Here is a 26,477-nt window from a genome sequence, read left to right on the forward strand (position 1 = left end):
AGTTTTGCAGAAATGCAACAACTCAAAAATGTCTCTGTATCAATGGGTTTAATGTTGGAACAGTTTTAACCGAACAGTATTGGGGAGTAATCAGTGCTGAGTCATAATTCCAAGCTCTTAATATTACTCAGTAAACTGATAAACGTCCCGCTACCGCTAACACTACTCAGCACCCAGCACCCAGCACTCAGCACTCAGCACTCAGCACGAGCTAAACGCCCCGCTACCGCTAACAGCACTCAGCACTCAGCACTCAGCCCTGGCTTGTTTCCTGAATTTGCAGACGAACGGTGTGTTCAGTCGCGCCACTGAGTTGAACTTCCATAATTTCACCGCCTAGAGGTTCAATGCAATTGAGGAGCGATCGCAGGTTGGGTGTACTTGCACCAGTATCTACATATAACCTATCTGCTAAATTACCGATGCGTTTCCAGGTCATGTATAACTTCGCAATAGTTTGTTCTATCTGGGATGCTTGATTTACCAAATCAGCCGCTACACTCAAACAGCCGACTCTTTGCGCTTCTTCTAGGGCTGTTTCAATATCTACATCTTCTTGTGTCAAGGCTTGGACTTGGGCGGCGGATTTCAGGTATTTAGCTAACTGTCGTGCCTCTGTAGTTGCTTGTTTGAGAGTATCCACATCGGGATTAGCGGCTATTTCTTTCTGGATGAATTTTTGGTGTGATTCTGGCAGTTTTTCCATTTCCTTCACCAAAGGGGCAATGTAGCGTGGGGGAAGGGAATTTTCTGCGGCTTTTACCTTGACCTGTTCTGGTAATAAATCTGATGACATAGCAGTCCATTCGTCGGTGAGTTGACGAACTTCGCGCCTAGTGATGCGATCGCCTTTACTGGCTGCCTCACTTACCATCTGTTGCACTTCTGGGGAAGCTTTAGAGGTTTCCACAAAGGCGCGTTTGCTGAAGTTATTGACTGCACTGGGTGCAAGTTTGCCCTCTTCTAGCAGGGTATCAGCACTATTAGCCAGTTGAATCCAGGCATAGGCTTGACTTTTGCTAATTTCCCGTTGCTTAAGCCAGTTGAGAAAGCCAGCACCGCGTCCATCGCCGCCTTTTTTTTCTCTATCGCGGATTGCCCTTAAGATCCGTCCCCGCCAAATTTCAGTTTGCAAATCAAAGCGATCGCATACCTGCCAAGCTATATCCAACTGCTGTTGGAAATCTGACTCTGGAATCTGTTCATCTTCCGGATCTGGAAGTTCAAAAGTAAGATCCGCAGGCTGTTGCAAAGCCGCAGCGAGGTCATTGATATTATCCGTTGATTGCACAGTTGATAACTTATTAGTCTTAGCGATCGGCTTATTATTACACAATCTGGGGACGTAGCGTTTGTTGGCATTATCAAAGCGATGCCTAAGCCCTTCCATTCGCCATTGATCCCAAATGCTAGAATCACAGTATTAAAGACGCTTCCAGATGAGTCAGCATGGAAAAAATCGAACTACAACTCGACCAAAAAACCCTTGAAACAGCGATCGCTTTGGCAAAGTTAAGCCATTGTGACTTGTCGAAATTAGTTGCCTACGCAATTGATCAACTAGCACTGGTAGAAGCCAAAAAAGACCAATTGCGGGGATTATTTGCGGATGAGCCTGACTCAGTAGATGAGATGCTAGAAGAGGTAATGAAGGATCGAGTAGCACACCCATTACTCATGTCACCAGATAACTACCAAAAATTAATCAATCGACTGAACGAACTGGAGGATATGCTTTTAGGAAAAACGGCAGAAACTGCTCTGAGTCAATCAAAAATGGTTGGTACGGAGAATTTTACATCTGCACTGGAGTGTTTAGCTAATGCCGAAGCTTGATGGTTTAGCAACTGTTCTGGATTCTTTGAACGGTTTGCAGCCAAAAATAGCAGCACAGATTGCCAAAAAAGTCTTGGCTTTGAATGTTGATCCTTTACCTGCTGATAGTGAGCAGTTATCAGGCTATCAAGGTTATTACCGAGTTGATAGTGGCGACTATCGGAATTGTTTATCGGTTTTTTCCTGAAGAAGATTTAGTAGAAGTAATTTTGGTTGGCAAACGCAATGATGATGAAGTGTACAAAAGATTAAAGCGTTTGTTGGGATAAAGAACATAACCACTCTTGGCTAGCACAGGGCAAAATAAAGACAGTAAGAGCGATGTAAAGCGCGATCCTGCCAATGAGTTACTGTCTTAATCCCCATTGTCCCCATTCAGAAAATCCCCATGATGTCAAGTTTTGCTTGAGTTGTGGTTCTAAATTACTGCTCAAAGAACGCTATCGTGCTATCAAACCCATTGGACAAGGTGGTTTTGGCAGGACTTTCTTAGCTGTGGATGAAGATAAACCCTCCAAGCCGCGCTGTGTAATTAAGCAATTTTACCCCCAAGCCCAAGGCACGAACACAGTCCAAAAGGCGGTGGAGTTATTTACCCAAGAAGCCGTGCAATTAGATGAATTGGGTAAGCATCCACAAATTCCCGAACTTTTGGCATATTTCACCCAAGACGATCGCCAATATTTAGTACAAGAATTTATTGACGGGCTAAACTTAGCGCAGGAACTAGCACATAAAGGTACTTTCAATGAAAAGCGAATTATTCAATTATTAAATGACTTATTGCCCGTATTGCAATTTTGCCATGCTAGAGAAGTGATTCACAGAGATATTAAACCAGAAAATATTATTTTACGTGGTAGTGATAACAAATTAGTTATAGTTGATTTTGGTGCTTCTAAATCTGTAACTGGCACTGCTTTAAATAGAACTGGAACTAGTATTGGTAGCCCTGAATATGTTGCGCCAGAGCAAATTAGAGGACGGGCTATTTTTGCCAGTGATATTTATAGTTTAGGGGTGACTTGTATTAATTTATTAACGGGGCGATCGCCTTTTGATTCCTATGACACTAATAACGACACTTGGGTTTGGCAGCAATACTTAAAAACGCCTGTTAGTAATCATCTAACTGGAATTATCAACAAGATGCTAGAAAGCATTCCCGTTAGACGCTATCAAACGGCAGATGAAGTTTTGCAAGCTTTAAATCAACAATCTGCTGTAGCAGTAACACCAGTAACACCAGCAAAACCAATTTATCAAGCACCGCCAACTTCGCCGCCAACTTTTATTAGTCCAACACCCAGTCAAGTTGAATTAGAACTAGAGGAATTAAAAACGCAATTTTTAGGTAGTGGAAAGCCTCAACCAAAAAAAATACAGCCTCCAAATTCAAACCCTCAGTCTGCTAGTAAAAGTGAACTAGATTTAGAACTAGAGGAATTAAAAGCTAAATATCTTGGGAACAATAACACACCAAATCCATGAGCAAGCTAGATTTGAACCTCACACGAATGAGAGTCGTGTGATTCCTGCTTCAAGTTTAACAAGTTTAGTGGATGATAGTATCATAAAGTGATACTATATAATGGAACTTAACAGTAAGCATCAAAAAACGCTGGATGACATTTTTGGAAATCCCGTTAGATCCAATATTCCTTGGAGTGATATTGAATCTATGCTAATTGCACTAGGTGCGGAAGTGTCAGAAGGAAGGGGGTCAAGAGTGAGAATAGCTCTTAATGGCGTAAAGGCAACTTTTCACAGGCCACACCCGGAAAAAGAAACTAATAAAGGTGCTGTTAAATCTATGCGCCGCTTCTTAACAGAGTCCAGGGTTAAAGAAGACATGGACACGGGAGAACTTAGTGACAATGAAATATAAAGGATATGAAGCTGTTGTGGAATTTGACGATGAAGCTGAGATTTTTCATGGCGAAGTAGTCAACCTGCGGGATGTGATTACATTTGAGGGTGACAGTGTCAAAGAGCTAAGGCAAGCTTTCCACGACTCAGTTGATGATTATTTAGAATTTTGCCAAAAACGTGGCGAAGAACCTGAAAAACCATTTTCAGGTAAGCTTATGCTCAGAATTAACCCTGAATTACATAAAACAATTGCTATCAAAGCAAAGAAAGAGGGTCAAAGCCTTAATTCTTGGATAGAAAAATGTTTGTGTATGTATGCACCCTAGCGTCCATTATCAAGGTTTTGTTGGGTGGCTCTGTGCGTAGACTTAGGCTGTCAATCAATCCAAGCTAATATTCTGGTTAGGATAAAGGTATCGATTGATACTGGGCATAAAAAAATGGCTCTAATATTTAGAGCCACTGATAAATAAATTGAGAATTTAGAAGATTACAAACTTATTTCTTCGCTTCAGCGATGGGAACCCATTCTGTGTGGAATGAACCAGCTTTATCAGTACGCAGGTAGGTGTGCGCGCCGAAGTAGTCGCGTTGTGCTTGGGTGAGGTTTTGGGGTAGGCGATCGCGGCGATAGCTGTCAAAATAATCCAAGGATGCGCTAAATGCAGGCACAGGAATACCGAGTTTGGCAGCTGTGATAATCACTTCCCGCCAAGCTGCTTGTCTGTCGAGAATTGTTTGTTTAAATTCAGGCGCAAGTAGCAAGTTAGGTAATGCAGGATTTTCGTTAAATGCCTTCTTAATCTTATTCAAGAAGCCAGCGCGAATAATACAACCACCTTTCCAAATCCGCGCCATTTCACTCAGATTCAAATTCCAGTTAAATGTTGCTGATGCTGTAGATAGCAATGCCATCCCTTGAGCATAAGAGCAAATCTTGGAACAGTACAGAGCATCCCGTACCTTGTTGATAAACTCCTTGGTAGAGCCGTCATACTTACCACTAGGGCCTGTAAGCTGCTTAGATGCGGCAATCCGTTCATCGCGAATGGAAGAGATAATCCGAGCATTTACAGCTGCTGTGATGGTGGGAATAGAAACACCCAATTCCAAAGCAGTTTGTACAGTCCAGCGTCCAGTTCCCTTTTGACCTGCTGCGTCAACAATCAAATCAACTAGAGGTAACTTGGTTTCTGGGTCAACGTAGGGGAAGATATTGGCTGTGATCTCAATCAAGAAAGAATTGAGTTCGTCGGTGGTGTTCCACTCTGTGAATACCTCGTGTAGCTGTTTTGCGTCTAACCCACCAGCATTCTTCAGCAAGTCGTAGGCTTCTGCAATTAACTGCATATCGCCGTACTCAATACCATTGTGTACCATTTTGACATAGTGACCAGCACCACCAGGGCCAACGTAGGTTACACAAGGGCCATCATCGACTTGAGCCGCAATCTTGTTAAAAATTGGGGACAGATACTCGTAAGAGCTTTGTGTACCACCAGGCATCAGTGAGGGTCCATTCAGCGCACCTTCTTCACCACCACTGACACCCATACCGAGAAATCGTAAACCAAGGGGTTCTAATTCTTGAGTGCGTCGTTGGGTATCTTCATACCAAGAGTTACCACCGTCGATAATGATATCGCCTTCATCTAGCAGGGGTTTGAGCTGCTGAATTACCGCATCAACGGGTTTACCAGCTTGTACCATGACAAGAATTTTGCGGGGACGTTCCAGTGCGGCAACGAATTCTTCTAAGGTAAAAGCGGCTTTAACGTTGCGGCCTCCGGCACGCTGTGCCATGAAAGCATCGGTTTTTTCTCTGGAGCGATTGTAAACTGCAATTGGAAAGCCATTACGCTCAACGTTTAGAGCGATGTTCTCGCCCATAACGGCTAAACCAATCACACCAAAGCTTTGTAGTGTCATAAACTATGTTTGGCTAACTCTTGCAGGTTCTTTCATCTTTAAGGGTAGTCTGAGTTTTTCTCTTCTCCCCTAAAGAAGACATTAAGAGTTAATCTAAACAATAAAAGCTCACTGTTAACACCGTTCAATAGTTTTAATTTGTATCTAAATCTACAATTAACTTGTAAAATTTGCGAAATTAGGGACTGGAGATTAGGGACTAGGGACTAGGAAAACGAGGAAGTAAGACGGTAAAAGGCAAAAGAATCTTTTGACTTTAATTTATGCCCAATGCCCCATACCCAGTAACCAATCCCCAGTCCCCAGTACCCAGTCCCTCATAAAAGGAGTAACCAAAAAATGCTGGCAAATGTCCTAGCTTTGGTGGTCGGGCTTGGTAGTTTAGCTATCTACTTATCAGCTTTCTTTTTTCCAGAAATCCACCGCAAGAATGATTTTATTTGGAGTGGTGTAGGACTTTTCTATGCTCTAGTTTTATGGGTGTTTGCCCCGCGCATTTCTGGTGGGCTTTTATTGGGTCATGTGGCTAGTGTGGCTCTTTTGGTTTGGTTTGGCTGGCAAACTCTCTCGTTACGTCGCCAGTTGACTCCACTGCTACAGCAAACTCCAGTACCTAGTTCTGAGGTGGTGAAAACTACATTGCAAGAACAGGCAAATAAGTTGTCTTTACCGCAGCGTTTGACTCAATTGCAGCAAGGTATAGGCGGTATTTTCGGCGGATTGAAAAACAAAGTCCAACAGCCGTCTAGTCCGAAAACCACAACACCCCAACCACAGACGACAGAACCGCCTGCTGTGGTAATTATCGACAAAACAGAAACACCAGTCCAAGAGTCTGTTACTACTGAATCTGAATCTGAGTCCCCAACTGTTGCACCAGAACAGCCAACAGAGACATCTGTCATTACTGAAACCGAACCTCAAGCAGCAACTGTGCCAGAAGTCATTCCACCCCATCCTCCATCCCCTGAACTGGTGGAAGCCGCTCAAGCACATGATGAGACTGAGGCGAAAACACCAATCCCTGTGGAAGAAATTGCCCCAGATGCGGTGTTAGCTCCCCCAGCAGAAGCACCACCGGGGGCAGTACCGCCAGATAATCAGGTTGGTTGAATAGAGTTAAACCCAGCATTAATCTAGATGTTGGGTTTTATTTGCTCATGGCTGGAGTTGCGATGGCGTAACCGCCCAGCGTAGCTGATCGCCTAATATTTAAATAAATTAGGACTTACGCACAAATTACAGAATAAAGAACCACAGAGACGCAGAGAACACAGAGAAATAAGGGTTTGAGAGAGTTTTTGCGTAATTCCTGTAAATATTGAAAATTTTCGTCACAGACGCATACTTATGTTGTTGCCACTGGTGGCGCACCACTAGAAATGGAATTTGTGGTTCAAATTCCTTTCCAGCAGCTAATCTCGTCAATTCAACCTATTCGCTTATTTCCCGCATAAATGACAGGGGCTTGACGCATCACGTCTTGTAACAAGCCATACTCCAAGCCCTCAACAACGGCTTGATAGGAGGCCGCCAAAATATTTGTCGAAACTCCTATAGTCGTCCAGCGTTGAGAACCATTACCAGATTCCACTAGAACACGAGTTTTTGATGCTGTTCCTCGATGTCCATTGAGAATCCGCACTTTGTAATCTGTTAGCTCAAAATTAGCAATTTGCGGATAGAAATTCATCAAAGCTTTGCGTAAAGCTGCATCTAACGCTGCGACAGGCCCGTTTCCTTCGGCGGCTTCTAGTTTATTTTCACCATTCACAGCTAATTTCACTGTAGCGAGAGCGTTACTAGCTTCGTTCCCCTCCACTAAGTCACAGTGGACTTGGAAACCCTTAATTTCAAAAAATTTCTGGCGATCGCCTAAAGCTTCGTACACTAATAGAGCAAAACTAGCCTCTGCTGCCTCAAATTGATATCCTTCACTTTCCAATTCTTTGAGACGCTGGAGAATTTGCCTAGCCTCTGGGGATTGCTTGTCAAGTTCGATGCCCAAAGTACGAGCCTTAGCTAACACATTGCTGATACCCGATTGTTCAGAAATCACAATGCGCCGACGATTCCCTACCTGTTCCGGCTGAATATGTTCGTAAGTAAGCGGATTCCGTTCCACAGCCGAGACATGAATACCACCTTTATGGGCAAAAGCCGAACGTCCTACAAAGGGCGCGTGTTCATCGGGGGCTAAGTTAACTACTTCACTGACAAAACGACTAGCTTCTGCAAGTTGATGCAGCTGGTGTTCAGGGATACAACTGTAACCCAGTTTCAGCTGTAAATTAGGAATAAGTGAACATAGGTTAGCATTGCCACATCGTTCACCGTAACCGTTAATTGTACCTTGTACCATTGTTGCCCCTGCCATAACTGCTGCCAGGGCATTGGCGATCGCTGTATCTGAATCATTATGAGTATGAATACCGATTTGGGGAATTGGGGATTGGTGATGAAGTAGTGCTGAGTCCTGAGTGCTGAGTTTTGAGTGAGATTCCCCACTCGTAACTCGGTACTCAGAACTCAGCACTGAATTAACCACATCTTGCACAACTTGACTAACCTCATGAGGTAAAGTCCCGCCATTAGTATCACAGAGGACTAACCATTCAGCACCAGCTGTCATTGCTGCCTCTAATGTCTGTAAAGCATACTCTTGATTATGCTTGTAACCATCAAACCAGTGTTCAGCATCGTAAATCACCCGTCGCCCTTGAGCGCGGAAAAACTCGATAGTATCGCGGATCATCGCCAGATTTTCTTCTAAAGTCGTTTTTAGACCTGATGTGACGTGTAAATCCCACGATTTGCCGAAAATTGTGACCCAGCGAGTCCCCGCAGTCAGAATGGCTTGCAACATTGGTTCATCGGCGGCAGTAGTATGAGGACGACGAGTTGAACAAAATGCCACAATTTCTGATTGTTTAAGCGGATTCTCTTGGAGTTGCCAGAAAAATTTAACATCCTTAGGGTTAGCCCCAGGCCAACCACCTTCAATAAACGGAACTCCTAATTGGTCAAGTCTATAAGCAATACGTAGCTTGTCTTCTATGGAAACTGATAACCCTTCGCGCTGAGTGCCATCCCGTAGCGTGGTGTCATAAAGCCAAATATGGGGTGAGGGATTTGTGGTCATAAGACTAATACTGGTGGATACAACTTTAAAGGCAATGTGCAAAGATACAACAAAAAGTCTATTTGGTTATTAGAATATGCCTAGGGTACTAGCTCAGGGTAGGACAATTGAGTGTAATAGCGGAGCTAATTTACGCGAAATTCTGCTAAAAAATGGTATTGACCTCTACAATGGCGGTGCTAGGCTAATAAACTGTCGAGGAATTGGTAGTTGTGGAACCTGTGCGGTCAAAGTAGAAGGTGAGGTGTCAGTAGCGAATTGGCGTGATCAAACGCGGCGTTCGCTTCCTCCCCATTCTCCTACAAAAGACCTGCGTTTAGCCTGTCAGACTCAAGTACTAGGCGATGTAAAAGTAACTAAATTTGACGGATTTTGGGGTCAAGGTTCTCAAATCGTGTGGCAAACAGAAGGTTAGGTAAAAAAGGAGAAAATCAAGATGGGCAGATGGACACCGCTAGTTTTGATGGCTGGAGGCTTGGCGATTTTAATGGGTACATTGCTAGGCATTAACTTTCCTATGGGTGAAGGACAAAAAGTTAGTAGCAATACCCCAGGTGATAAAGCCTCAAAAGTTCTACCAGCCAACATTAATGTTAATAGCTCCGCACCAAATAAAAGTGGAAGTAATACTACTACATCTGAAAACAGAAATAATGTAGCCCAAGAAGATTTCAACACAAATGACAATGCTAGTGACAATGCTAGTGAAGAGAGAGGCAATGTTACCCAAGAGGATCGGCGATCTACAAGCCGGACAAGCGTAGCTCAAAGCAACGCTACCAACGAATCATTTTCCTCTTCTGACGATAACAATACTTCAGAAAATACTTCATCCAGTAACACAAATCGAGAACCTATTCGCGCTTTGTGGTAATTGGGGATTGGGGATTGGGGATTGGGGATTGGGTATTGGGGTAAAAACTTCTCTTCTCCCTTGTATCCCCTACTCCACTATGCGGGAACGGCAAAGCTGAACGGCTCTTCTGCTTTTGCAAGTTATGATTCATTAGTTATGTAGTAATAGTAAATAGCTGATGATCAATGACTAATGACTAATGACTAGTAAGATTTTAATTATTGGTGGCGGCGTTATTGGTTTGGCGATCGCCGTTGAGTTGAAGTTGCGCGGGGCAAAGAATGTCACCGTGCTTTGTCGTGATTTTCAAGCTGCTGCTTCCCACGCCGCCGCCGGGATGTTAGCCCCAGATGCAGAGCAAATCACCGATGAGTCTATGAAGTCTCTGTGTAGGCGATCGCGCTCATTATATCCAGACTGGACGCAAAAACTAGAAGATTTAACAGGTTTAAATACTGGTTACTGGGCTTGTGGGATTTTAGCCCCGGTTTATGAACAGCAGGGGGCTAGGGGAGCAGAGGCGCAGGGGCGGAAGGAAAATTCGCCTGCATACTGGTTAGACCAAACTGCTATCCATCAATATCAGCCAGGATTGGGAACAGATGTAGTTGGCGGTTGGTGGTATCCAGAGGATGCCCAAGTTGATAATCGGGCTTTAGTTCGTGTATTGCGGGCGGCGGCTGAGTCTTTGGGTGTGGAACTCAAGGATGGTATTGCAGTCGAAGCCTTCCTACAGCAACAGGGACAGGTTGTAGGTGTTCAAAGCAACACAGGAGTAATTCGCGCTGACCATTATGTTTTGGCTACGGGTGCTTGGGCAAATGAATTAATACCATTGCCCGTATTTCCCCGCAAAGGGCAAATGTTGAGTGTAAGAATCCCTGAGTTTGTCCCAGAATTGCCCTTAAAGCGGGTGTTATTTGGAGAGAATACTTACATCGTACCCAGGCGTAATCGTTCTATTATTATTGGAGCAACTAGCGAAGATGTGGGATTTACTCCCCATAACACCCCGGCTGGCATTCAAAAGTTACTCCAAGGAGCAATTCGCTTATATCCGCAATTACAGGACTATCCGATTCAAGAATTTTGGTGGGGATTTCGCCCCGAAACGCCTGATGAATCTCCCCTCTTAGGAACTAGCCACTGTGCAAATCTCACCTTGGCTACAGGTCATTACCGCAACGGTATCTTACTTGCACCCATCACCGCCCAACTCATTGCTGATTTAGTCTGGGAACAAAAATCTGACCCTCTCCTGAACCATTTCCACTATTCACGCTGTCAAAAACAGCCATCTACCCCTACAACAATGCGTATCCACCCCCCAATCCTCACTCCCCAATTCTCACTCCCCACTCAGGACTCAGGACTCAGCACTCACTCAGCACTCACTCAAGACTCAGCACTCATAATTGCTGGCAAAACCTTCCATTCCCGCTTGATGACCGGCACAGGCAAGTATCGCAGCATTGAAGATATGCAGCAAAGTGTAGAGGCTAGCGGTTGCCAAATAGTCACTGTAGCAGTGCGCCGGGTACAAACTAAAGCACCGGGACATGAAGGTTTGGCAGAAGCATTAGATTGGTCAAAAATCTGGATGTTGCCGAATACAGCAGGTTGTCAAACCGCAGAAGAAGCAATTCGGGTGGCGCGTTTGGGGCGAGAAATGGCAAAACTATTGGGACAGGAAGATAATAATTTTGTCAAGTTAGAAGTCATCCCAGATCCAAAATATTTACTACCTGATCCAATTGGCACACTCCAAGCCGCCGAACAACTGGTAAAAGAAGGTTTTGCGGTGTTGCCTTATATTAACGCTGACCCCATGCTAGCCAAACGCTTAGAAGAGGCAGGCTGTGCGACTGTCATGCCTTTAGCCTCTCCCATTGGTTCGGGACAAGGATTAAAAACAACCGCGAATATTCAGATTATTATTGAAAATGCCAAAATACCTGTAGTTGTAGACGCTGGTATTGGCGCACCCTCAGAAGCGGCGCAAGCAATGGAATTAGGGGCAGATGCTTTGTTAATTAATAGTGCGATCGCATTAGCTCAAAATCCCGTAGCAATGGCACGCGCCATGAATTTAGCTGCGATCGCCGGTCGTCTCGCCTACATCGCTGGACGAATGCCCATTAAAAATTATGCCAGTGCTAGTTCTCCTCTGACTGGGACAGTTAGTTAGGGATAGGTGACAGGGGACAGGTGACAGGGGACAGGGGACAGGGGAGACAAGAAATAATTTTTTGACTTTTGACTTTTTTCTGCCCCATGTAAAGATTTATATCTGATTCGATGAGCATTAGATATATATCTTTATAAAATTAGATAAAAGTTTTAGCGCAAGGAAATCATTCATGCCCTATACCAACGAAGAAGGCGGACTTTTAAATAATTTTGCCCAAGAGCCAAAGGTTTATCAAGCAGAACCTCCTACAGCCACACAGAAGCGAAACTACATCATTTTAGGATCTGCTGCCGCGATTTTGGTTGGTGGTTTAATTTTTGTCGCCTTCTCTGTTTCTCATGTCAGTTGAAAAGACAAAATTTGATTGAAAACTTGTCTTTTGTCTCTATTTCAGGTTTCTTTCTCTAGAAGCCTGCTTTTTTATTTTTTGTTAAGATTGTTTTCTTTATAGTAAATAACTATTTTATACAAGTAAATTCATAAAAACTTAACAAATCAAGATAAAAAGTAGAAAATTTAGTATATTTTTATCCTGATTGTCGTAATATCCACTTGTTCATAGTCATAGTTTAGACATTAATACTGCTTTGATGCACCCTGTAGAGAGTTTAAACTAATTTTGGTTGTACCTTGGCCATTGAGCTTTCATGAGCGTGAATGATACTGCACACTCCGATAATTCTGCTTGGAATCGGCAAGTATATCATCGCCTAAAACTTGCCCTGAGTCTTGGTTTACGGCGACAGATTTTCTTGGCTGTATGTGATGATTTACACTTACGAAATCAAGTAGCTGCCCGATTGCATTCTACTTTGGCTTATCCAGTGGGGCAAGTTCTATATCAGCCAGCTGATGGACAGGAAAGCAGCACACCGGCTTATCCTCGATTAGTTACATTGCGCTTAAATTTAAATGAGCCAAATCCTATAGAACAAATTAATCAATGGCTGCATGATTATCCACCACCCGTAGTAGGCGCATCGAAGGATGCTCCAGGAAGGCCTTTACCAATACCGACATTTCAAATTGTGGGTGTGGAACAGTTGACTAAACAATCAGTGGCGAGTCAACGGTTATTTTTACATTTTTTACGCTTAAGCGAAGAGTATTTTTCTGCTCAGGAATCGAGCCGATTTTTAGAATCTAGTGTGCTGTTGTGGGTATCGCGTCCTTGGTTATCCGCTATTCAACAGTCAGCACCACAGTTTTGGCGTTGGCGGACTGGTGTGTTTGTATTTGCAGGAGAACCCACACCCACAACACAAAATACATCTCATCCAGAACGTTTTCCCAGTTCTAAGAGTTTCAACTTAGAAAAACTGGAAAAATCTATCTTAGATGATTTAGCTATAGAAAAAGAAGTTACAACTACAGTCGGAACAGAACTTGAGTTTAGGGAGGGTCTGGACTTCCCAGGACAAACACTAGCTAATCACGCAAATTTAAAAGATGATTCTTCCGACTCAATTGTCCAAGAATTAACTAATCAGCAAAAACAACCAGAAATTAGGTCTAATCAAGTTGATAACTCATCACTATCGGCATTGTCTCATGTGAGTCAAGAGTTGATAGACCTAGTATTAGCAACAATTAAAACAATAACAAATCTAGAGAGTGAAGATGAGTGGCAAGTAAAAAAACTGCTTTTGGAGATTGAAAAACTACACTCACAAAAAGCTTCTGGGGAAATGCTAGCGGCTGCTTATCACCAATTGGGTAATCTTTATCGCTTGCATATTGAGCAGGGACAGCCAACTTTAGAGAACTTAATGGTGGCAATTATTGCTTATCAAGAGGCAATTACTTACGATGAAAATTCGCCACAGATGCCAGATACTTTAAATGATTTAGGTACACTCTATTGGATGTTGTCTCGCACGCCACCCAATGTAGAAGAGGGGAAAACTTATATAGAACAGGGGATTGAATTTTATCAATTGGCTTTGAAAATGATTTCCCCAGAGACGCATTTAGATACTTATGCACGGATACAAAATAATTTGGGGACAGCCTATGGTGATTTAGCAAAGTTTGCTAGTCCGGCGGAAAATTGGCAAGAAGCAGTTGTAGCTTATGGTGAAGCTTTGCGTTACAGAATGGTAGAATCAGATCCTTTAAAGTATGCGGCTTGTCAGAATAATTTAGGTACTGCTTACTGGCATTTAGCACAATACAATCAACCAGTTGTACATTTAAAGAAAGCGATCGCAGCTTATCAAGAAGCACTGGCTCTTTACAATCCTCAAGCCGAACCGCTTAAGTATGGAATGATTCAAAATAACATTGGTACAGCCTACTGGAATTTGGCTCAGTATGAACAACCAGGGGAAAATCTCCAGTTGGCGATTGATGTTTACGGTGAAGCGTTAAAATATCGGACTCCGGCTCATGTTCCTAGTGCTTGTGCTGCGACACAAAATAATCTGGGTACGGCTTATTGGCATTTGGCGAACTTTGCTCAGACTCCTAAAGAAGCAAGGCAAAAGTTACTGCAACTATGTATTCATGCTTATGAGGAAGCCGTTGCTTTAGCTAATTCTCTCGGTAGTGCGGCTTTAAGTTTTGATTTATTTGCTACTCACAATAATCTGGGACTTGCCCATTATCAGTTAGTTACTGATAATACTTTTAATGGGGATAAAGCAGTGCGATCGCAACATCTAGAAGCTTCATTAGATAATCATTTGCTAGCCTTAAATGGTTTGAGCAAACAACCGGAAGCTTATCAAACGACTTTCGCTTATGTGGTGAAAACAGTCCGTGCTTTTCACAATGAATTAGGTATCCAAGGACAAAATTTGGCTTTATCTAAAGTCCCTGGACATTTGCTAGCAGAAATTTTACCGAAGTTGTAGTGATCACTCGTCTCAATCGCAGCAAAAAACCCCGGCGAAACTAACCGAGGTTGATAGGAGAAGTCCGAATTACGATGAGATACAGCGATACCGAAATCTAAAAATCTTAGTTAATGCCCAAAGCAACCAAAACTAAAGTTGTGACGAGCAATGTAGCAAACGCAGCCTGCAACACATATTGACGTTGTTGCTCTTGGTTGGGGTAGGTAGCGTAATACATCTTGGGTTCTGTTGCGTAGTTATTTAAAATGCCGCTTTCGTTAACGGTGGTGTACATAACGTTTTCCTGTATTTGTTACTTTATGTAAACTAATTTAACAATATTGTTACAAAATGTCAATAGGACTTGACAAAAAATAGTAGATGACTGTAATCAGAACTACTTATCTTGGGGTATTTTATGAGAGGAAAAAAGCGATCGCATAACCGCCCAGCGTATCTGAACCCCTACTGTGGGCGGGTTCGCCATCGCACTCCGCGCAGTGTTAGAGGCGATCGCAGGTTGGCATATAGCTTTTTTGCACACATTTACCGATACTTGAAGCAAGTGCTAATTAACAAACTGCTATTAACCGATGTTCTTCGCTGAAAGCGCGGATGGGTAGGTGTTAAAAATTCAATTGGCAAAATAATGGCTGAATTCCCCTCAGTACAATACTTTGAAGCAATACTAATCACTTAAACACCCGCGCGTCTTATCTGGACTGGATTTCAGCCATTTGTACCCAATTTCAATAATATGGTTTATGCTATGATTGTCTCATTCGCGCATCCGAACCTTGAAAATCTAATACAGAGCGGGTTTTCAGCTACCGCTATTGCAATTTCACTAACTCCCTATCAGGGATTGAAACAATTTATACTATTTTAATAATGAATTATCAGTTAGAAATTGCAATTTCACTAACTCCCTATCAGGGATTGAAACAGAGCGAGAATATAAAACAGAATTGCGGCGGATTATTGCAATTTCACTAACTCCCTATCAGGGATTGAAACTTCTTAAAACCAGTTTGAAAAGGTTCTCTATCGTAATTGCAATTTCACTAACTCCCTATCAGGGATTGAAACTAGGCAGGGTATCCCTGATTATGTTGTGACTTTTCATTGCAATTTCACTAACTCCCTATCAGGGATTGAAACTTTGAAAAATTCACTTAGCTCCCCGGACGAGTTAAATTGCAATTTCACTAACTCCCTATCAGGGATTGAAACCCTTTATAGGAAGCTTTTTGTACATGGAATATTTATTGCAATTTCACTAACTCCCTATCAGGGATTGAAACTTATTGAGAATAGCAAAAATAAAACGTGGAAACCAATTGCAATTTCACTAACTCCCTATCAGGGATTGAAACTAGCTTTACCGTCGATCATTCCCATAGCTTGGCGAATATTGCAATTTCACTAACTCCCTATCAGGGATTGAAACGGAAACTCTTCCTCTTACAAAATAGGCGCGCTCCGTAATTGCAATTTCACTAACTCCCTATCAGGGATTGAAACCTTGGTATTCAGCGATCGCCTGTTCATCCATGTTTAATTGCAATTTCACTAACTCCCTATCAGGGATTGAAACTAGCTGCTTCTAGTTTATCGGCAGGTTATCAAGAATTGATTGCAATTTCACTAACTCCCTATCAGGGATTGAAACTTTTCATTAAGCGATCGCCTCCTCTGCTACAACTACATTGCAATTTCACTAACTCCCTATCAGGGATTGAAACGTAAAGACTACAGGCAATCAAAGTATTGCGGGGAACAAAATTGCAATTTCACTAACTCCCTATCAGGGATTGAAACAAGAACTCCCTCTTCAAGTTCGGAACTTCAGCGAAATTGCAATTTCACTAACTCCCTATCAGGGATTGAAACGAGTGGGTTGAGGATTTCCGATGTACTCTGCTCATTGCAATTTCACTAACTCCCTATCAGGGATTGAAACTATTTGGTCGAACTCAAAACCGATTAAGTGCGGAAGCGACAATTGCAATTTCACTAACTCCCTATCAGGGATTGAAACAGCCGAGAAAATTCGCAACACTGTGCTGAGTGGATTTATTGCAATTTCACTAACTCCCTATCAGGGATTGAAACAGTGTTACATACCTTGCAAGGGATAACGGTATATATTGCAATTTCACTAACTCCCTATCAGGGATTGAAACGATAACTGGGACATTTGGGAATCGCTGCTTTAAAACTGATTGCAATTTCACTAACTCCCTATCAGGGATTGAAACTTTAAGAGAGAGATAGCACCTACTACTCCCCAATTATTGCAATTTCACTAACTCCCTATTAATCCAGCTTTTCGGTTTATTCAGCAAGCCCTATTTAGAGTAATTTAAGTCCACGTTGGTAAATTTCACGCGCATAGTCTGTCCACATTCCTTGTCCCCAATAGCGGAAGCAACTTGTTTGTAGTAAAAGATTGTGTACTAGTGCTTGGCGATATTCAGATGTTTTTGTAATAGATTTTTCTGAATTATTCAGTAGTAAATTATCAAACTTTTGATGAAATAAACTGCTTAATTCATACATGGGAGACAAGACATTTTCGTATCCTTTTACCCAACTAATATGATTCGTCCAAGATGCTCCATCCATGTGAAAATGTGGGTTAATTTGTTTTAATTCTTGGATAGCATTTTCTACAGCTTCAGTTTGACAATTTTCTGGGTTGACTCTTTGCCATATTTGGTGTTGTCCTACTGGTTGACACTCAGGAAAGTCTTCTGATTTACAACCAGCATCGGCGATTAATTCTAAATATTCTGTACCACACACTCCCACAGTTCCCGATTTACCGCCGCCGTTATTTACCATATCCCCCCAAGCTTGTTTAAAAGCACTGGGAAATTCATTCATCATTACGCCGCCGTTTTCACCATCACCAATTTGACTCACTATTGGTGGTATCGATACGTTTCCTAATTTTTGTGGAGATAGGGTTTTGGCTTCATAATAAGGTTGCATCTGAGCGACTAATTTTGTATCTGAACCTTGGGTTTTAATTAAGGCAGTAATACTAATAGTTTCGCCTTGGGAATTACGAGCAACTAAACGATGTGGTAAATGTTTATGAGTTAAAGAGTGACCATCAATTGTTTCTACAGAATGTTCTTGCACAAGTAGCCAACGATAGCCACATTCTTTGAGTGCTTTGATAAATGCAAATAAAGTATCTGGGTGATTTGGTAAGTGCATTTCTGGCGGAGAAAATCCTTTGACTCGCGCCAATGCTTCCCAGCCAAAAATTGCTGCAAAATGCTGTTGCCATGCCAATATATGCAATTTAATATCTGGGATGGGAGTAGATGGTATAACAGCATGACCCCACATTGTCCCCAGCCATTCTACATAGGGTTGATAGGTGCGATCGCAAGTAATGCGCTTGAGGTTGTCTATAATATCGTTGCGTCCCATTTGGCTGAGTCCCCATAGCAGATTACCAGAGTAATCGAGCATGACACGGGGATTGCAACCTTGGTTTACCAGTTCGGGAATGAAATCCCCCATGCGGCTGTAGCAATAAGCAAAAGGTGCGGCGTTGTGGTTGTCCCCTTCCTGGGGATGTTCAAACATATATTGCAGATTATTGATGAGTTTACCATCATGACCAGCCGGGATCGTCGGTTGGTGCATATGTAAGGCGATCGCAAATACTGCATTGATATTTTCTAATTTGAGGTTGGTTGTTGGTAAAAATACAGGCGCATCATGGTTAACAACTCTTGTTACCTCTGCTTCCCAGCCGGAAATGTTCGGTAAGTCATCAATCTTTTCTGATGGAAGGGTGGTAGGAAAATCCAGCATAGCTGATGACTCCGAAACAAAGAATACCTAATTATCTAACTGTGAGCCAATTTTGGATAGGCGTGATACCAAATTGGCGAATTAATTTTTTCACGCAGAGGCGCAGAGGCGCAGAGAGGATGAGAGGATGAGAGTTGACCTCATAACTTCCGTGGAGATACGAAAGCTAGCATATTTCTGGAAAAGAGGAAATCACTAAAACGCTGGATTCTGGTGAATAAGCTGGGTTTTGCTGGTGTTTGTGGTTTTGGTGGTGCGGCGATTTTTAAAATTAACTCCAGCAACCAGGGTGCTAAACGTTGACACCACACAGCTAGATGACTTTGCCATCCTACTAGAATTTCTGGAGCATCTTTTTCTAGTCCTATGACCAGTGCTTTGGCTACTTGCTGCGGAGTCATGGGGATCACCCAGCGAAATAGTTGCAAGTCGCGCACCATGTCTGTGTCGGTGAGGGTGGGTAATAAGGCTTTTACTTGGATGTTGTACTCTGCTAGTTCTTGGCGCAAAGCTTGGGTAAAGCCTAAAATGGCAAACTTTGTAGCTGAATAGGTGGCCATTGTCGGTGCAGCGACTTTCCCCATTAAGCTGGAAACATTGATAATTGTCCCCTGTCTTTGGCTAACCATGCGTTTGGCTATGAGACTGGTGAGGGTATACATACCCAATAGATTCACAGAGAGTTCTTCTTGCACTTGGGGGAGTTTGGAACGCAAAAAGGAGTTTTGGTAAGCTACCCCTGCACAGTTAACCAGTAGGTGAATAGGGCCGTCATTGCGCCAAATCTGTGCAATAGCGATATTTACCTCTGTTGCTTGTGTTAAATCAATTGCCAAGATTGTAGCTTGAACACCCATTGCCTCGATTTCTTGGGCTAATTCGCTTAACTTGTAGCGATCGCGTGCTACTAAAATTAATCGTTGTATTCCTTGTTCTGCTAATTCTATAGCGATCGCTCGCCCAATCCCACGGGAAGCCCCTGTAATTAGAGCAACTTTGCCTTGAATATTCATGGATTTTTACCTCCAAATTCTGATTCTTACCCCAGTTCGTCATTAATCAATCAGCACAAACCTCAACACCAGGGAAGACAAATAATTACTTGAATGTCCAGTCAGAACACCAATTAGCCTGTAGCAACGACATATTTTGGGCTTAATCTGCATTATTCATAGATTGCAGATTGCAGATTACAAATCAATTGTTCCCGCAATTGGCTGAATAGATATAGCTCATAGGTTTTACCTCTCCTTAATCAGAGCGTTCATCAGCATCGTTGTCACTACACACGTTAGCAATTAAATCAAGGACTTGCAATCTTTTTTAATAAGTATTTCTTAATACTTGTTTACAACGCTATATATAAACTACTGAATAAGCAATAAGTTTTTATGAATACTACCCAATGAATATCGTGATCCCCTGACAATTTATATTTAGATTATAAAAAACAAAAAATTGTCATATAGAAAACATACAAAAGACATTAAAAAGACATATTTGTTAGGAACAGTATTGCTCAAATTGTCGTCAGTAATTGTACTGAAAATAGTAATTACTAATTACTATTTAGTCATGAGTCATGATTCATTAGTCATAATGCTTTTTACCTTGTCTACCCTGTCACCTGTCACCTGTCACCTGTCACCTGTCACCTGTCACCTGTCCCCTATTCACAGCTTGATTTAACTCCTCTGTAGTTAACGACTGTAAAAGACTGAGATTAAGAGGAGGTTGGCTAATATATTGGGCATAGGAAGGCTGCAAATAGACACGGGATTCAGGACGATTGAGTAGATTTGCTTCTAAAAAAGCCACACTTAAAGCATTGAGATAGGAATAAGCAACAGTACGCTCAGGGCCTAACAATCCGGTTGGGACAGGTAAAACATTACTTTCATTAGGAGATTCTCCTATAAAGGAGAAATGGGTAGCATTTTCTATTAAAACTAAGTATTTATTGGGATTGGGTAACCAAGTAAAGGGGCGAATCTGTTCTGGTAAAGGAGGAGCAAAAATATCTTGGCTACCTGCCATGAGCATGACAGGAACTTTTATTTGACTAATACCACTTTCACCGAAAATAGCACTATTAATAGGATTAATCGAAATGATGACCTTGATCCGATTATCTTGCAACTCATCTTTTTCTAGGAACAACTGAGTTGCTTGACACTGCAAAATCAGTGATAAATTCAAATTTGAATTATCAGGTAGACAATTTTGCTTGAGTTGGTCAAAGTTAATCTCAGCCCCTGCTAAGGCTAAAACAGTGTAACCTCCAAAAGATTGACCAATTGCCCCTATTTGCTCAAAGTTAAGTTTTCCCTTCAGCTTGGGATCAGACTTTTCCATCAGTTGGAGTTCATCTAACAAAAACTTGACATCTAGAGGTCTATCCAGAAATTCTCTTGGTTCTGGTGGTTCTGCCAAACCTGCAAAGTATTGCTGAAAACGTCTAGCGTTACTACCGGGATGTTCTAGAACCGCGACAGCAAAACCGTAAGATGCTAAATGTTGAGCTAGGTAGGCAAAAGTGTAGCGGTCTGAAGCGACACCATGAGAAATAACAATTAGAGGAAAAGGTGGCTGAGTACCATTCTCTTGGCTAGTTGTAGGTAAGTATAAATCCAGTGGGAGAAGGCGGTTTCGTGTTACATCATTTAAATTAAACCTGGTTGCTTGCCAACGAAATTTTCCAGGCTCTCTTAAATCTGGTAACTGCGAAAAATCCCTTTGGGAAGTAAGAGACTGCGTTAGAGCTTCCTTTTGTATAAAAGATACAACCTTATCCCTAGTTTTGAGTAATTGTGACAATTGATCGACTATCTTCACCCCCTCTGTATAATTAAGCCGCACACTCTTGCTAGGAAACTTCCGCAGCACATTAACAAGCGATAAGCCATCTGGAGAAGCAGCCGACAAAATTAAAGCAGCACGCAAAGCATAAAAGCCATTTCTGCGAGAATCAGTTAAAAGTAATTCTCCTAGCCTTTGCAACACCTCTTCCCCAACTGGTGAGTAAGTAACTTGAGATACGAGAGTAGGAGTGACATTAAAACGTATCTGAAGTAGTTCCCGCAGTTGAGCTAATTGTTCAGGTGTGGCACGCTGGGCATAGAATTTGAAATCATCGTCTATTCTGCCTTCCTTCGCGAAAGTTTCTAAAGAATCAACAGGTAAGGACAATTCTCCAAAGATAGGGTAAAAAAAACTGATGCGTTCAGCACCGAATCCAGGGGTTGCGGTTAAAAATGTAGATAACAGCCCTAAACTCAGATATTTCAGTATCTTTTTCATTAAAAAACACCACTATTTACACTGTCATAGAAAGTTTGGGACTTGGGAAAAACTAGACGAGAACTTACCACAAGGCGGAAGTCATAGCGAAAGCGGCTACTCTACGAGAACGCTTTAGCGCAGCTTCTGTCTACGACACGCTACCGCGTTTCCTTCGGAACACTACGTGAACGCGGTAGCGTCTCTAAAGAGAAGGAAACGTGGAGAAGAGCAAACCCGGAGGGTACGTCAAAAGTCAAAAGGTTGGTATCTCAAGGCTTTTACTTGTTTGAAATGGTAGCTTTATTTACGCCGCGCTGTACTAAACCGCTTTCCTATTTAATTCGATTAAATATAAAAATAGACTATCAGTATCATAAAGCAAGTGCTTACATTCACAATCTACTTATTTGTAGAATAAATCAGACTTATTGGCGGGAAAATTGCTAGAAATAGGTATTCCCGTAAGCATTTAAGAGTAAATAGTCAGCAAAAAGAGTATTGCAAGAGATTAGCTTACTCCACGCTGGTTTTATCCAACTACCCATGAAATCACAGTCAATAAAAATTGTGAAAATATTAAGATTTACAACATAAATGCCATTTGGTAGTTTATGTTACAGAATTTTTGCTAAATTGATTAATAGAGAACTAACAAATTAATCCAATATTTTTAAATCCATAGGGAGGCTGTGTTATGTCTATTCAAGAAAAATCTCGTGCGATTATGGTGCGTCAATATCAGCAAGTTAAGAATCGTCAACAATCAATGCTGATGCGTGCAGCACAAGAAATGGGTATTCCTACAGAAGAAGCATCCCACTATTGGAATCCTATTCAAGGCAAGATTGACCCGACTACACGAGTGATTTACGGGCGCAGTAATGCGACGATGAGCTAGATATTGATCATTAGACCTCTTACATAAATGCTGAAGCTGTCATGTTGAGCGAAGCGAAACATCTCAAAGATTATACTTTTCATTCAGAATGACACATCTCATTTTCGGACTTTTGGAAGAGGTCTATTTTTAGTAGCAGGGGAAACAATTTCTACCATAATCTATTTCCCCTGATGTAATGACATACACCCCAGAAAGACAAAAAACTGAGGCTAAAGTACAAATTACGCAATCTCGTTCTCAACTTAGTGAACATAACTGATGTTACTAGTTGGAGATTATGCGATAGTAGTCAATAACCTCTGATGCCTAAGAATAATGGTGTTTTACGAACAAATACCATTTATATTCTTACTTAGCTGTGGAGTGTATGTTTTAGATTGAGAATTTATGGATAACTCAATTTGTCTAGTTTGTGCTGCCGATGATAACTTCTCCATGCCTTTAGCTGCAACGACTCGTTCCGTTGTTGCCCATCTTACTAGTGAACAGCATTTAGCTTTATATATTATTGATGGTGGTATTAGTAGAGTTAATAAAAATAGAATTATCCAAAATCTTCAATCAGAGCAAGTTAGTATTACCTGGCTGAAAGTAAAAAAATCAAAATTCAAAAACTTACAAACATCTTCTGCAATTACTATTGCTGCTTATTATCGAATTTTAATTCCAGAACTTTTACCCCCAGAAATTAACAAAGCTATTTACATTGATAGCGACGTAATTGTCAAAACGAGTTTGCAAGAACTATGGAATATCGATATTCATGATAACTATCTTTTGGCAGTCCCAGATATGGGTGCGCCCTATGTCTCATCTCCTAGAGGACTGATTAATTATCAAGAATTGGGTATTTCTCCAGACTGCAAATACTTTAATTCTGGTGTGCTTGTCATGAATCTTAAAAAATGGAGAAAAGAGGAGACAAGTCAAAAAATATTTGAGTATTTAGATAAATATAAAAAGTATATACGTTGGCATGACCAAGATGCTATGAATGCAATTTTAGCAGGGCAATGGGAAACTATTGATTCCAGGTGGAATCAGATGCCGTACCTGTTTAGATATCAATCTTGGCAAGATAGTCCATATAGTGAAGAAGAATATAATAACCTAGTTAATCATCCTTTTATTATACATTTTTCTTCCCATGAAAAACCGTGGCATGATAACTGTAATCATCCAGAAAAACATTTATTTTTTGAATATTTGGATAGTAAAATCTGGTCAAGTTGGGGTGTTGAACAATTAGCTAAAAAACAAAGACAACAAAATCTAGCGGTGTTCAAAAAAACGTACATTTCACTAAAACAAAAAATTAAATTTTTGCTCCAAGGAGTTATCAAATCTTAGCTTTGGTACGCAAAAAAGCCACCCTATAGGGTGGCAAAATTTACACGTTTGGATATAATTGCAAACAGGTATTAATTAAGCGTCGTAATAAAGATAGAACTCATAAGGATGAGGACGCAATTGTAACTGCTTAACTTCGTTAGCTAGCTTGTAATCAATCCAGTTTTGGATAAAGTCTTCAGTGAATACGCCTGATTCTGTTAAGAAAGCGTGGTCATTTTCCAGTGCTTCCAATGCCAATTCTAAAGAACCAGGTGTGGAAGGAACTTTCGCCAGTTCTTCTGGAGAGAGTTCATAGATATTTTTGTCTAAAGGTTCACCGGGATGGATTTTGTTCTTGATCCCATCGATACCAGCACACAGCATGGCTGCAAATGCCAAGTAAGGGTTAGAGGTAGCGTCTGGACAACGGAACTCTAAACGCTTGGCTTTGGGGTTAGTACCAGAGAGAGGAATACGCACAGAAGCAGAACGATTACCTTGGGAGTAAGCCAAGTTTACAGGTGCTTCATAACCAGGCACTAGACGCTTGTAGGAGTTGGTGGAAGGATTGGTGATTGCCAACAATGCTGGTGCGTGTTTGAGAATACCACCAATGTAGTACAGTGCCATATCACTCAAACCAGCATACTTGTCGCCGGCAAACAGAGGTTTACCATCTTTCCAAATCGACTGGTGGGTGTGCATCCCAGAACCGTTATCGCCAAACACAGGTTTGGGCATGAAGGTAACGGTTCTGCCGTATTTGTTAGCTACGTTTTTGATCACGTATTTGTAGATCATCAACCAGTCAGCCGCTTCGATTAATTTACCAAAGCGGAAGCCCAATTCACACTGACCGCCGGTCGCTACTTCGTGGTGATGCTTTTCAATAGGCACACCTAGTTTTGCCATCGTCAACAGCATTTCTGTCCGCATATCTTGGAAAGTATCTGTTGGCGCAACTGGGAAGTAACCTTCTTTGAAGCGGGTTTTGTAACCGAGGTTGGGGCTTTCTTTTCTACCGAAATTCCAACGGCCTTCTATTGAATCTACGTGGTAGTATCCCTCGTTGGCAGTTTGGTCATAGCGGACATCATCAAAGATGAAGAATTCAGCTTCAGGGCCAAAGAAAGCGGTGTCACCAAGACCACTAGAAACTAAGTAGTCTACTGCTTTTTGAGCAATAACCCGTGGGCAACGGTTATACCATTCGCCAGTACGAGGTTCTTTGATGCTACAAATAATACTTAATGTTGGCTCTGCCATGAATGGGTCGATCCAAGCGGTGTTAGGATCTAGCACCATTGTCATGTCTGATTCTTCGATGCCTTTCCAACCCCGAATGCTGGAACCGTCGAAGGGTACACCATCAGAGAATGAAGTTTCGTCAATCTGGTCTTGGAACATCGTCAAATGCTGCCAAGTGCCGAGTGTATCGACGAATTTCAAATCAATCATCTGGATGTTTTCGTCTTGAATCATTTTCAAGACTTCTTGTGGGGTTGTCATTCGTTACTCCTTCTCTGCCAATTTCTTAACGTCAAACCAGAATCTGCCAAAGCATCCTAACCCTACTGAGCGGAACAAAGTTGTGACACACCTGAAATATCGTAGATTCTCTACATTAGAGAGTTTTGTAGTAGTTGTTACAGATCATCTGGATTACAGGTAATATTAACCTTTCTTTCGACATCTGCACAAAAGGGGGAAAGTTCATCTCAGAGGGGTCAACTTTGACATAGAATCCTTAAATAATAGATAGATGGTTTTTGTGCCAAATCTATATCTAGATAGCACAAAAATTTACTGGTGCGTAAGTGCGGCCAAATAAATATCAAACCACGATAGCAACGATTGGGAGAAGAAGGAATGCGTGACGCAGTAACAACCTTAATTAAGAATTATGACGTAACTGGTCGTTATTTTGACCGGAACGCGATCGACAGCTTGAAATCTTATTTTGAGAGTGGCACAGCTCGCGTACAAGCTGCGGCTGCAATTAACTCGAATGCGGCGGCACTTGTGAAGCAAGCTGGTGCTAAGTTGTTTGAAGAACTACCAGAGTTAATTCGTCCTGGTGGTAACGCTTATACAACTCGTCGTTATGCAGCTTGTTTGCGAGATATGGACTACTACCTGCGCTACGCTACATACGCGCTGGTTGCTGGTAATACCAACGTTTTAGATGAGCGTGTGTTGCAAGGTCTACGGGAAACCTACAATTCGCTGAGTGTACCTATTGCTCCGACAGTTCGCGGTGTGCAAATTCTTAAGGATTTGGTGAAAGAACAAGTAGCAGCTGCGGGTGTTAGCAGCACTGCTTTTGTGGATGAGCCATTTGACCACATCACTCGTGAGTTAAGCGAACAGGATGTGTAAGCAGTTAATAACTGTCAAGATGTCTGTTTACATAGTTTAATCAAGCGATCGCCTCTTGGCTGTGTGAAAAGGCGATCGCTTTT

Annotated in this window: 22 protein-coding genes, 1 pseudogene and 1 CRISPR repeat array; of the genes and pseudogenes, 15 read left to right on the forward strand and 8 right to left on the reverse strand. The window is 41.9% G+C overall.

Going from position 1 to position 26,477, the window contains the following annotated elements:
• Positions 1–253 precede the first annotated feature (253 nt).
• Positions 254–1,291, reverse strand: a complete 1,038-nt coding sequence (locus VB693_RS04710; protein WP_323265389.1) for a hypothetical protein — start codon at positions 1,289–1,291, stop codon at positions 254–256.
• 158 nt (positions 1,292–1,449) lie between these two features.
• Between VB693_RS04710 and VB693_RS04715 the strand changes: the two genes are divergently transcribed.
• The 5 genes and pseudogenes from VB693_RS04715 (at position 1,450) to VB693_RS04735 (ending at position 4,034) form a co-directional block, all read left to right on the forward strand.
• A complete protein-coding gene (locus VB693_RS04715; RefSeq protein WP_323265261.1) occupies positions 1,450–1,836 on the forward strand; it encodes a prevent-host-death protein in 387 nt (128 codons plus the stop codon).
• Positions 1,823–2,105, forward strand: a pseudogene (locus VB693_RS04720) (type II toxin-antitoxin system RelE family toxin). Before VB693_RS04715 ends, VB693_RS04720 begins: the two are co-directional and overlap by 14 nt.
• Positions 2,106–2,178: 73 nt before the next feature.
• Positions 2,179–3,327, forward strand: coding sequence for a serine/threonine-protein kinase (locus VB693_RS04725; RefSeq protein WP_323265262.1), 1,149 nt, complete (start codon positions 2,179–2,181; stop codon positions 3,325–3,327).
• 100 nt (positions 3,328–3,427) lie between these two features.
• Complete coding sequence (locus VB693_RS04730) at positions 3,428–3,724, forward strand: type II toxin-antitoxin system HicA family toxin (protein WP_323265263.1); 297 nt, start codon at positions 3,428–3,430, stop codon at positions 3,722–3,724.
• Entirely contained in the window at positions 3,714–4,034 is a 321-nt protein-coding gene (locus VB693_RS04735; protein ID WP_323265264.1) for a type II toxin-antitoxin system HicB family antitoxin, read from the forward strand. Before VB693_RS04730 ends, VB693_RS04735 begins: the two co-directional genes overlap by 11 nt.
• 172 nt (positions 4,035–4,206) lie before the next feature.
• On the opposite strand, the gene gndA is transcribed toward VB693_RS04735, so the two are convergent.
• On the reverse strand, positions 4,207–5,637 hold the full coding sequence (gndA, locus tag VB693_RS04740; RefSeq protein WP_190703109.1) for an NADP-dependent phosphogluconate dehydrogenase: 1,431 nt from the start codon (positions 5,635–5,637) through the stop codon (positions 4,207–4,209).
• A 339-nt stretch (positions 5,638–5,976) separates the two neighbouring features.
• Between gndA and VB693_RS04745 the strand changes: the two genes are divergently transcribed.
• The gene (locus VB693_RS04745; protein WP_323265265.1) at positions 5,977–6,750 is read left to right on the forward strand and encodes a Ycf66 family protein; all 774 of its coding nucleotides are present in this window, start codon (positions 5,977–5,979) and stop codon (positions 6,748–6,750) included.
• A 316-nt stretch (positions 6,751–7,066) separates the two neighbouring features.
• Here VB693_RS04745 and cimA read toward each other — a convergent pair whose 3' ends face one another.
• The gene (gene cimA, locus VB693_RS04750) at positions 7,067–8,779 is read right to left on the reverse strand and encodes a citramalate synthase (RefSeq protein WP_323265266.1); all 1,713 of its coding nucleotides are present in this window, start codon (positions 8,777–8,779) and stop codon (positions 7,067–7,069) included.
• Positions 8,780–8,855: 76 nt separating this feature from the next.
• On the opposite strand from cimA, the gene VB693_RS04755 reads away from it, so the two are divergent.
• The 5 genes from VB693_RS04755 (at position 8,856) to VB693_RS04775 (ending at position 14,681) form a co-directional block, all read left to right on the forward strand.
• On the forward strand, positions 8,856–9,194 hold the full coding sequence (locus VB693_RS04755) for a 2Fe-2S iron-sulfur cluster-binding protein (RefSeq protein WP_190703103.1): 339 nt from the start codon (positions 8,856–8,858) through the stop codon (positions 9,192–9,194).
• Positions 9,195–9,215: 21 nt separating this feature from the next.
• Positions 9,216–9,653, forward strand: a complete 438-nt coding sequence (locus tag VB693_RS04760) for a hypothetical protein (RefSeq protein WP_190703101.1) — start codon at positions 9,216–9,218, stop codon at positions 9,651–9,653.
• A gap of 181 nt (positions 9,654–9,834) precedes the next feature.
• Positions 9,835–11,823, forward strand: a complete 1,989-nt coding sequence (gene thiO / locus VB693_RS04765; protein ID WP_323265267.1) for a glycine oxidase ThiO — start codon at positions 9,835–9,837, stop codon at positions 11,821–11,823.
• A gap of 172 nt (positions 11,824–11,995) precedes the next feature.
• Positions 11,996–12,175, forward strand: a complete 180-nt coding sequence (gene psb34, locus VB693_RS04770; protein ID WP_323265268.1) for a photosystem II assembly protein Psb34 — start codon at positions 11,996–11,998, stop codon at positions 12,173–12,175.
• A 298-nt stretch (positions 12,176–12,473) separates the two neighbouring features.
• On the forward strand, positions 12,474–14,681 hold the full coding sequence (locus VB693_RS04775) for a tetratricopeptide repeat protein (protein WP_323265269.1): 2,208 nt from the start codon (positions 12,474–12,476) through the stop codon (positions 14,679–14,681).
• Between the two features lie 106 nt (positions 14,682–14,787).
• Here VB693_RS04775 and psb34 (VB693_RS04780) read toward each other — a convergent pair whose 3' ends face one another.
• On the reverse strand, positions 14,788–14,958 hold the full coding sequence (psb34, locus tag VB693_RS04780; protein WP_323265270.1) for a photosystem II assembly protein Psb34: 171 nt from the start codon (positions 14,956–14,958) through the stop codon (positions 14,788–14,790).
• 123 nt (positions 14,959–15,081) lie between these two features.
• Here psb34 (VB693_RS04780) and VB693_RS04785 point away from each other — a divergent pair, with 123 nt between their 5' ends.
• A complete protein-coding gene (locus VB693_RS04785) occupies positions 15,082–15,270 on the forward strand; it encodes a hypothetical protein (protein ID WP_323265271.1) in 189 nt (62 codons plus the stop codon).
• A 228-nt stretch (positions 15,271–15,498) separates the two neighbouring features.
• Positions 15,499–16,924: a CRISPR direct-repeat array (repeat unit 37 nt; unit sequence ATTGCAATTTCACTAACTCCCTATCAGGGATTGAAAC).
• Positions 16,925–17,018: 94 nt separating this feature from the next.
• Here the strand turns inward: VB693_RS04785 and VB693_RS04790 are convergent.
• The 3 genes from VB693_RS04790 to VB693_RS04800 form a co-directional block, all read right to left on the reverse strand.
• Positions 17,019–18,500 (reverse strand): glycosyl hydrolase family 57, encoded by a 1,482-nt coding sequence (locus VB693_RS04790; RefSeq protein ID WP_323265272.1) that lies wholly within the window; start codon positions 18,498–18,500, stop codon positions 17,019–17,021.
• Between the two features lie 140 nt (positions 18,501–18,640).
• Positions 18,641–19,513, reverse strand: a complete 873-nt coding sequence (locus VB693_RS04795; RefSeq protein ID WP_323265273.1) for an SDR family NAD(P)-dependent oxidoreductase — start codon at positions 19,511–19,513, stop codon at positions 18,641–18,643.
• Between the two features lie 631 nt (positions 19,514–20,144).
• Positions 20,145–21,800 carry an alpha/beta hydrolase gene (locus tag VB693_RS04800; RefSeq protein WP_323265274.1) on the reverse strand — a complete coding sequence of 552 codons (1,656 nt, stop codon included), beginning with the start codon at positions 21,798–21,800 and terminating at the stop codon, positions 20,145–20,147.
• A 676-nt stretch (positions 21,801–22,476) separates the two neighbouring features.
• Here VB693_RS04800 and VB693_RS04805 point away from each other — a divergent pair.
• Together VB693_RS04805 and VB693_RS04810 are read left to right on the forward strand one after the other, a co-directional pair.
• Positions 22,477–22,680, forward strand: coding sequence for a hypothetical protein (locus VB693_RS04805; protein WP_190703077.1), 204 nt, complete (start codon positions 22,477–22,479; stop codon positions 22,678–22,680).
• A gap of 390 nt (positions 22,681–23,070) precedes the next feature.
• Entirely contained in the window at positions 23,071–24,033 is a 963-nt protein-coding gene (locus tag VB693_RS04810) for a glycosyltransferase family 8 protein (RefSeq protein ID WP_323265275.1), read from the forward strand.
• Positions 24,034–24,108: 75 nt separating this feature from the next.
• Here VB693_RS04810 and glnA read toward each other — a convergent pair whose 3' ends face one another.
• The gene (gene glnA, locus VB693_RS04815; protein WP_323265276.1) at positions 24,109–25,524 is read right to left on the reverse strand and encodes a type I glutamate--ammonia ligase; all 1,416 of its coding nucleotides are present in this window, start codon (positions 25,522–25,524) and stop codon (positions 24,109–24,111) included.
• 360 nt (positions 25,525–25,884) lie between these two features.
• Here glnA and apcB point away from each other — a divergent pair, with 360 nt between their 5' ends.
• Positions 25,885–26,394 (forward strand): allophycocyanin subunit beta, encoded by a 510-nt coding sequence (gene apcB, locus VB693_RS04820; protein WP_190703071.1) that lies wholly within the window; start codon positions 25,885–25,887, stop codon positions 26,392–26,394.
• Positions 26,395–26,477 lie beyond the last annotated feature (83 nt).

This window comes from Anabaena sp. UHCC 0399, assembly GCF_034931465.1.
In the GTDB taxonomy this organism is placed as follows: Bacteria; Cyanobacteriota; Cyanobacteriia; order Cyanobacteriales; family Nostocaceae; genus Trichormus; species Trichormus minutissimus.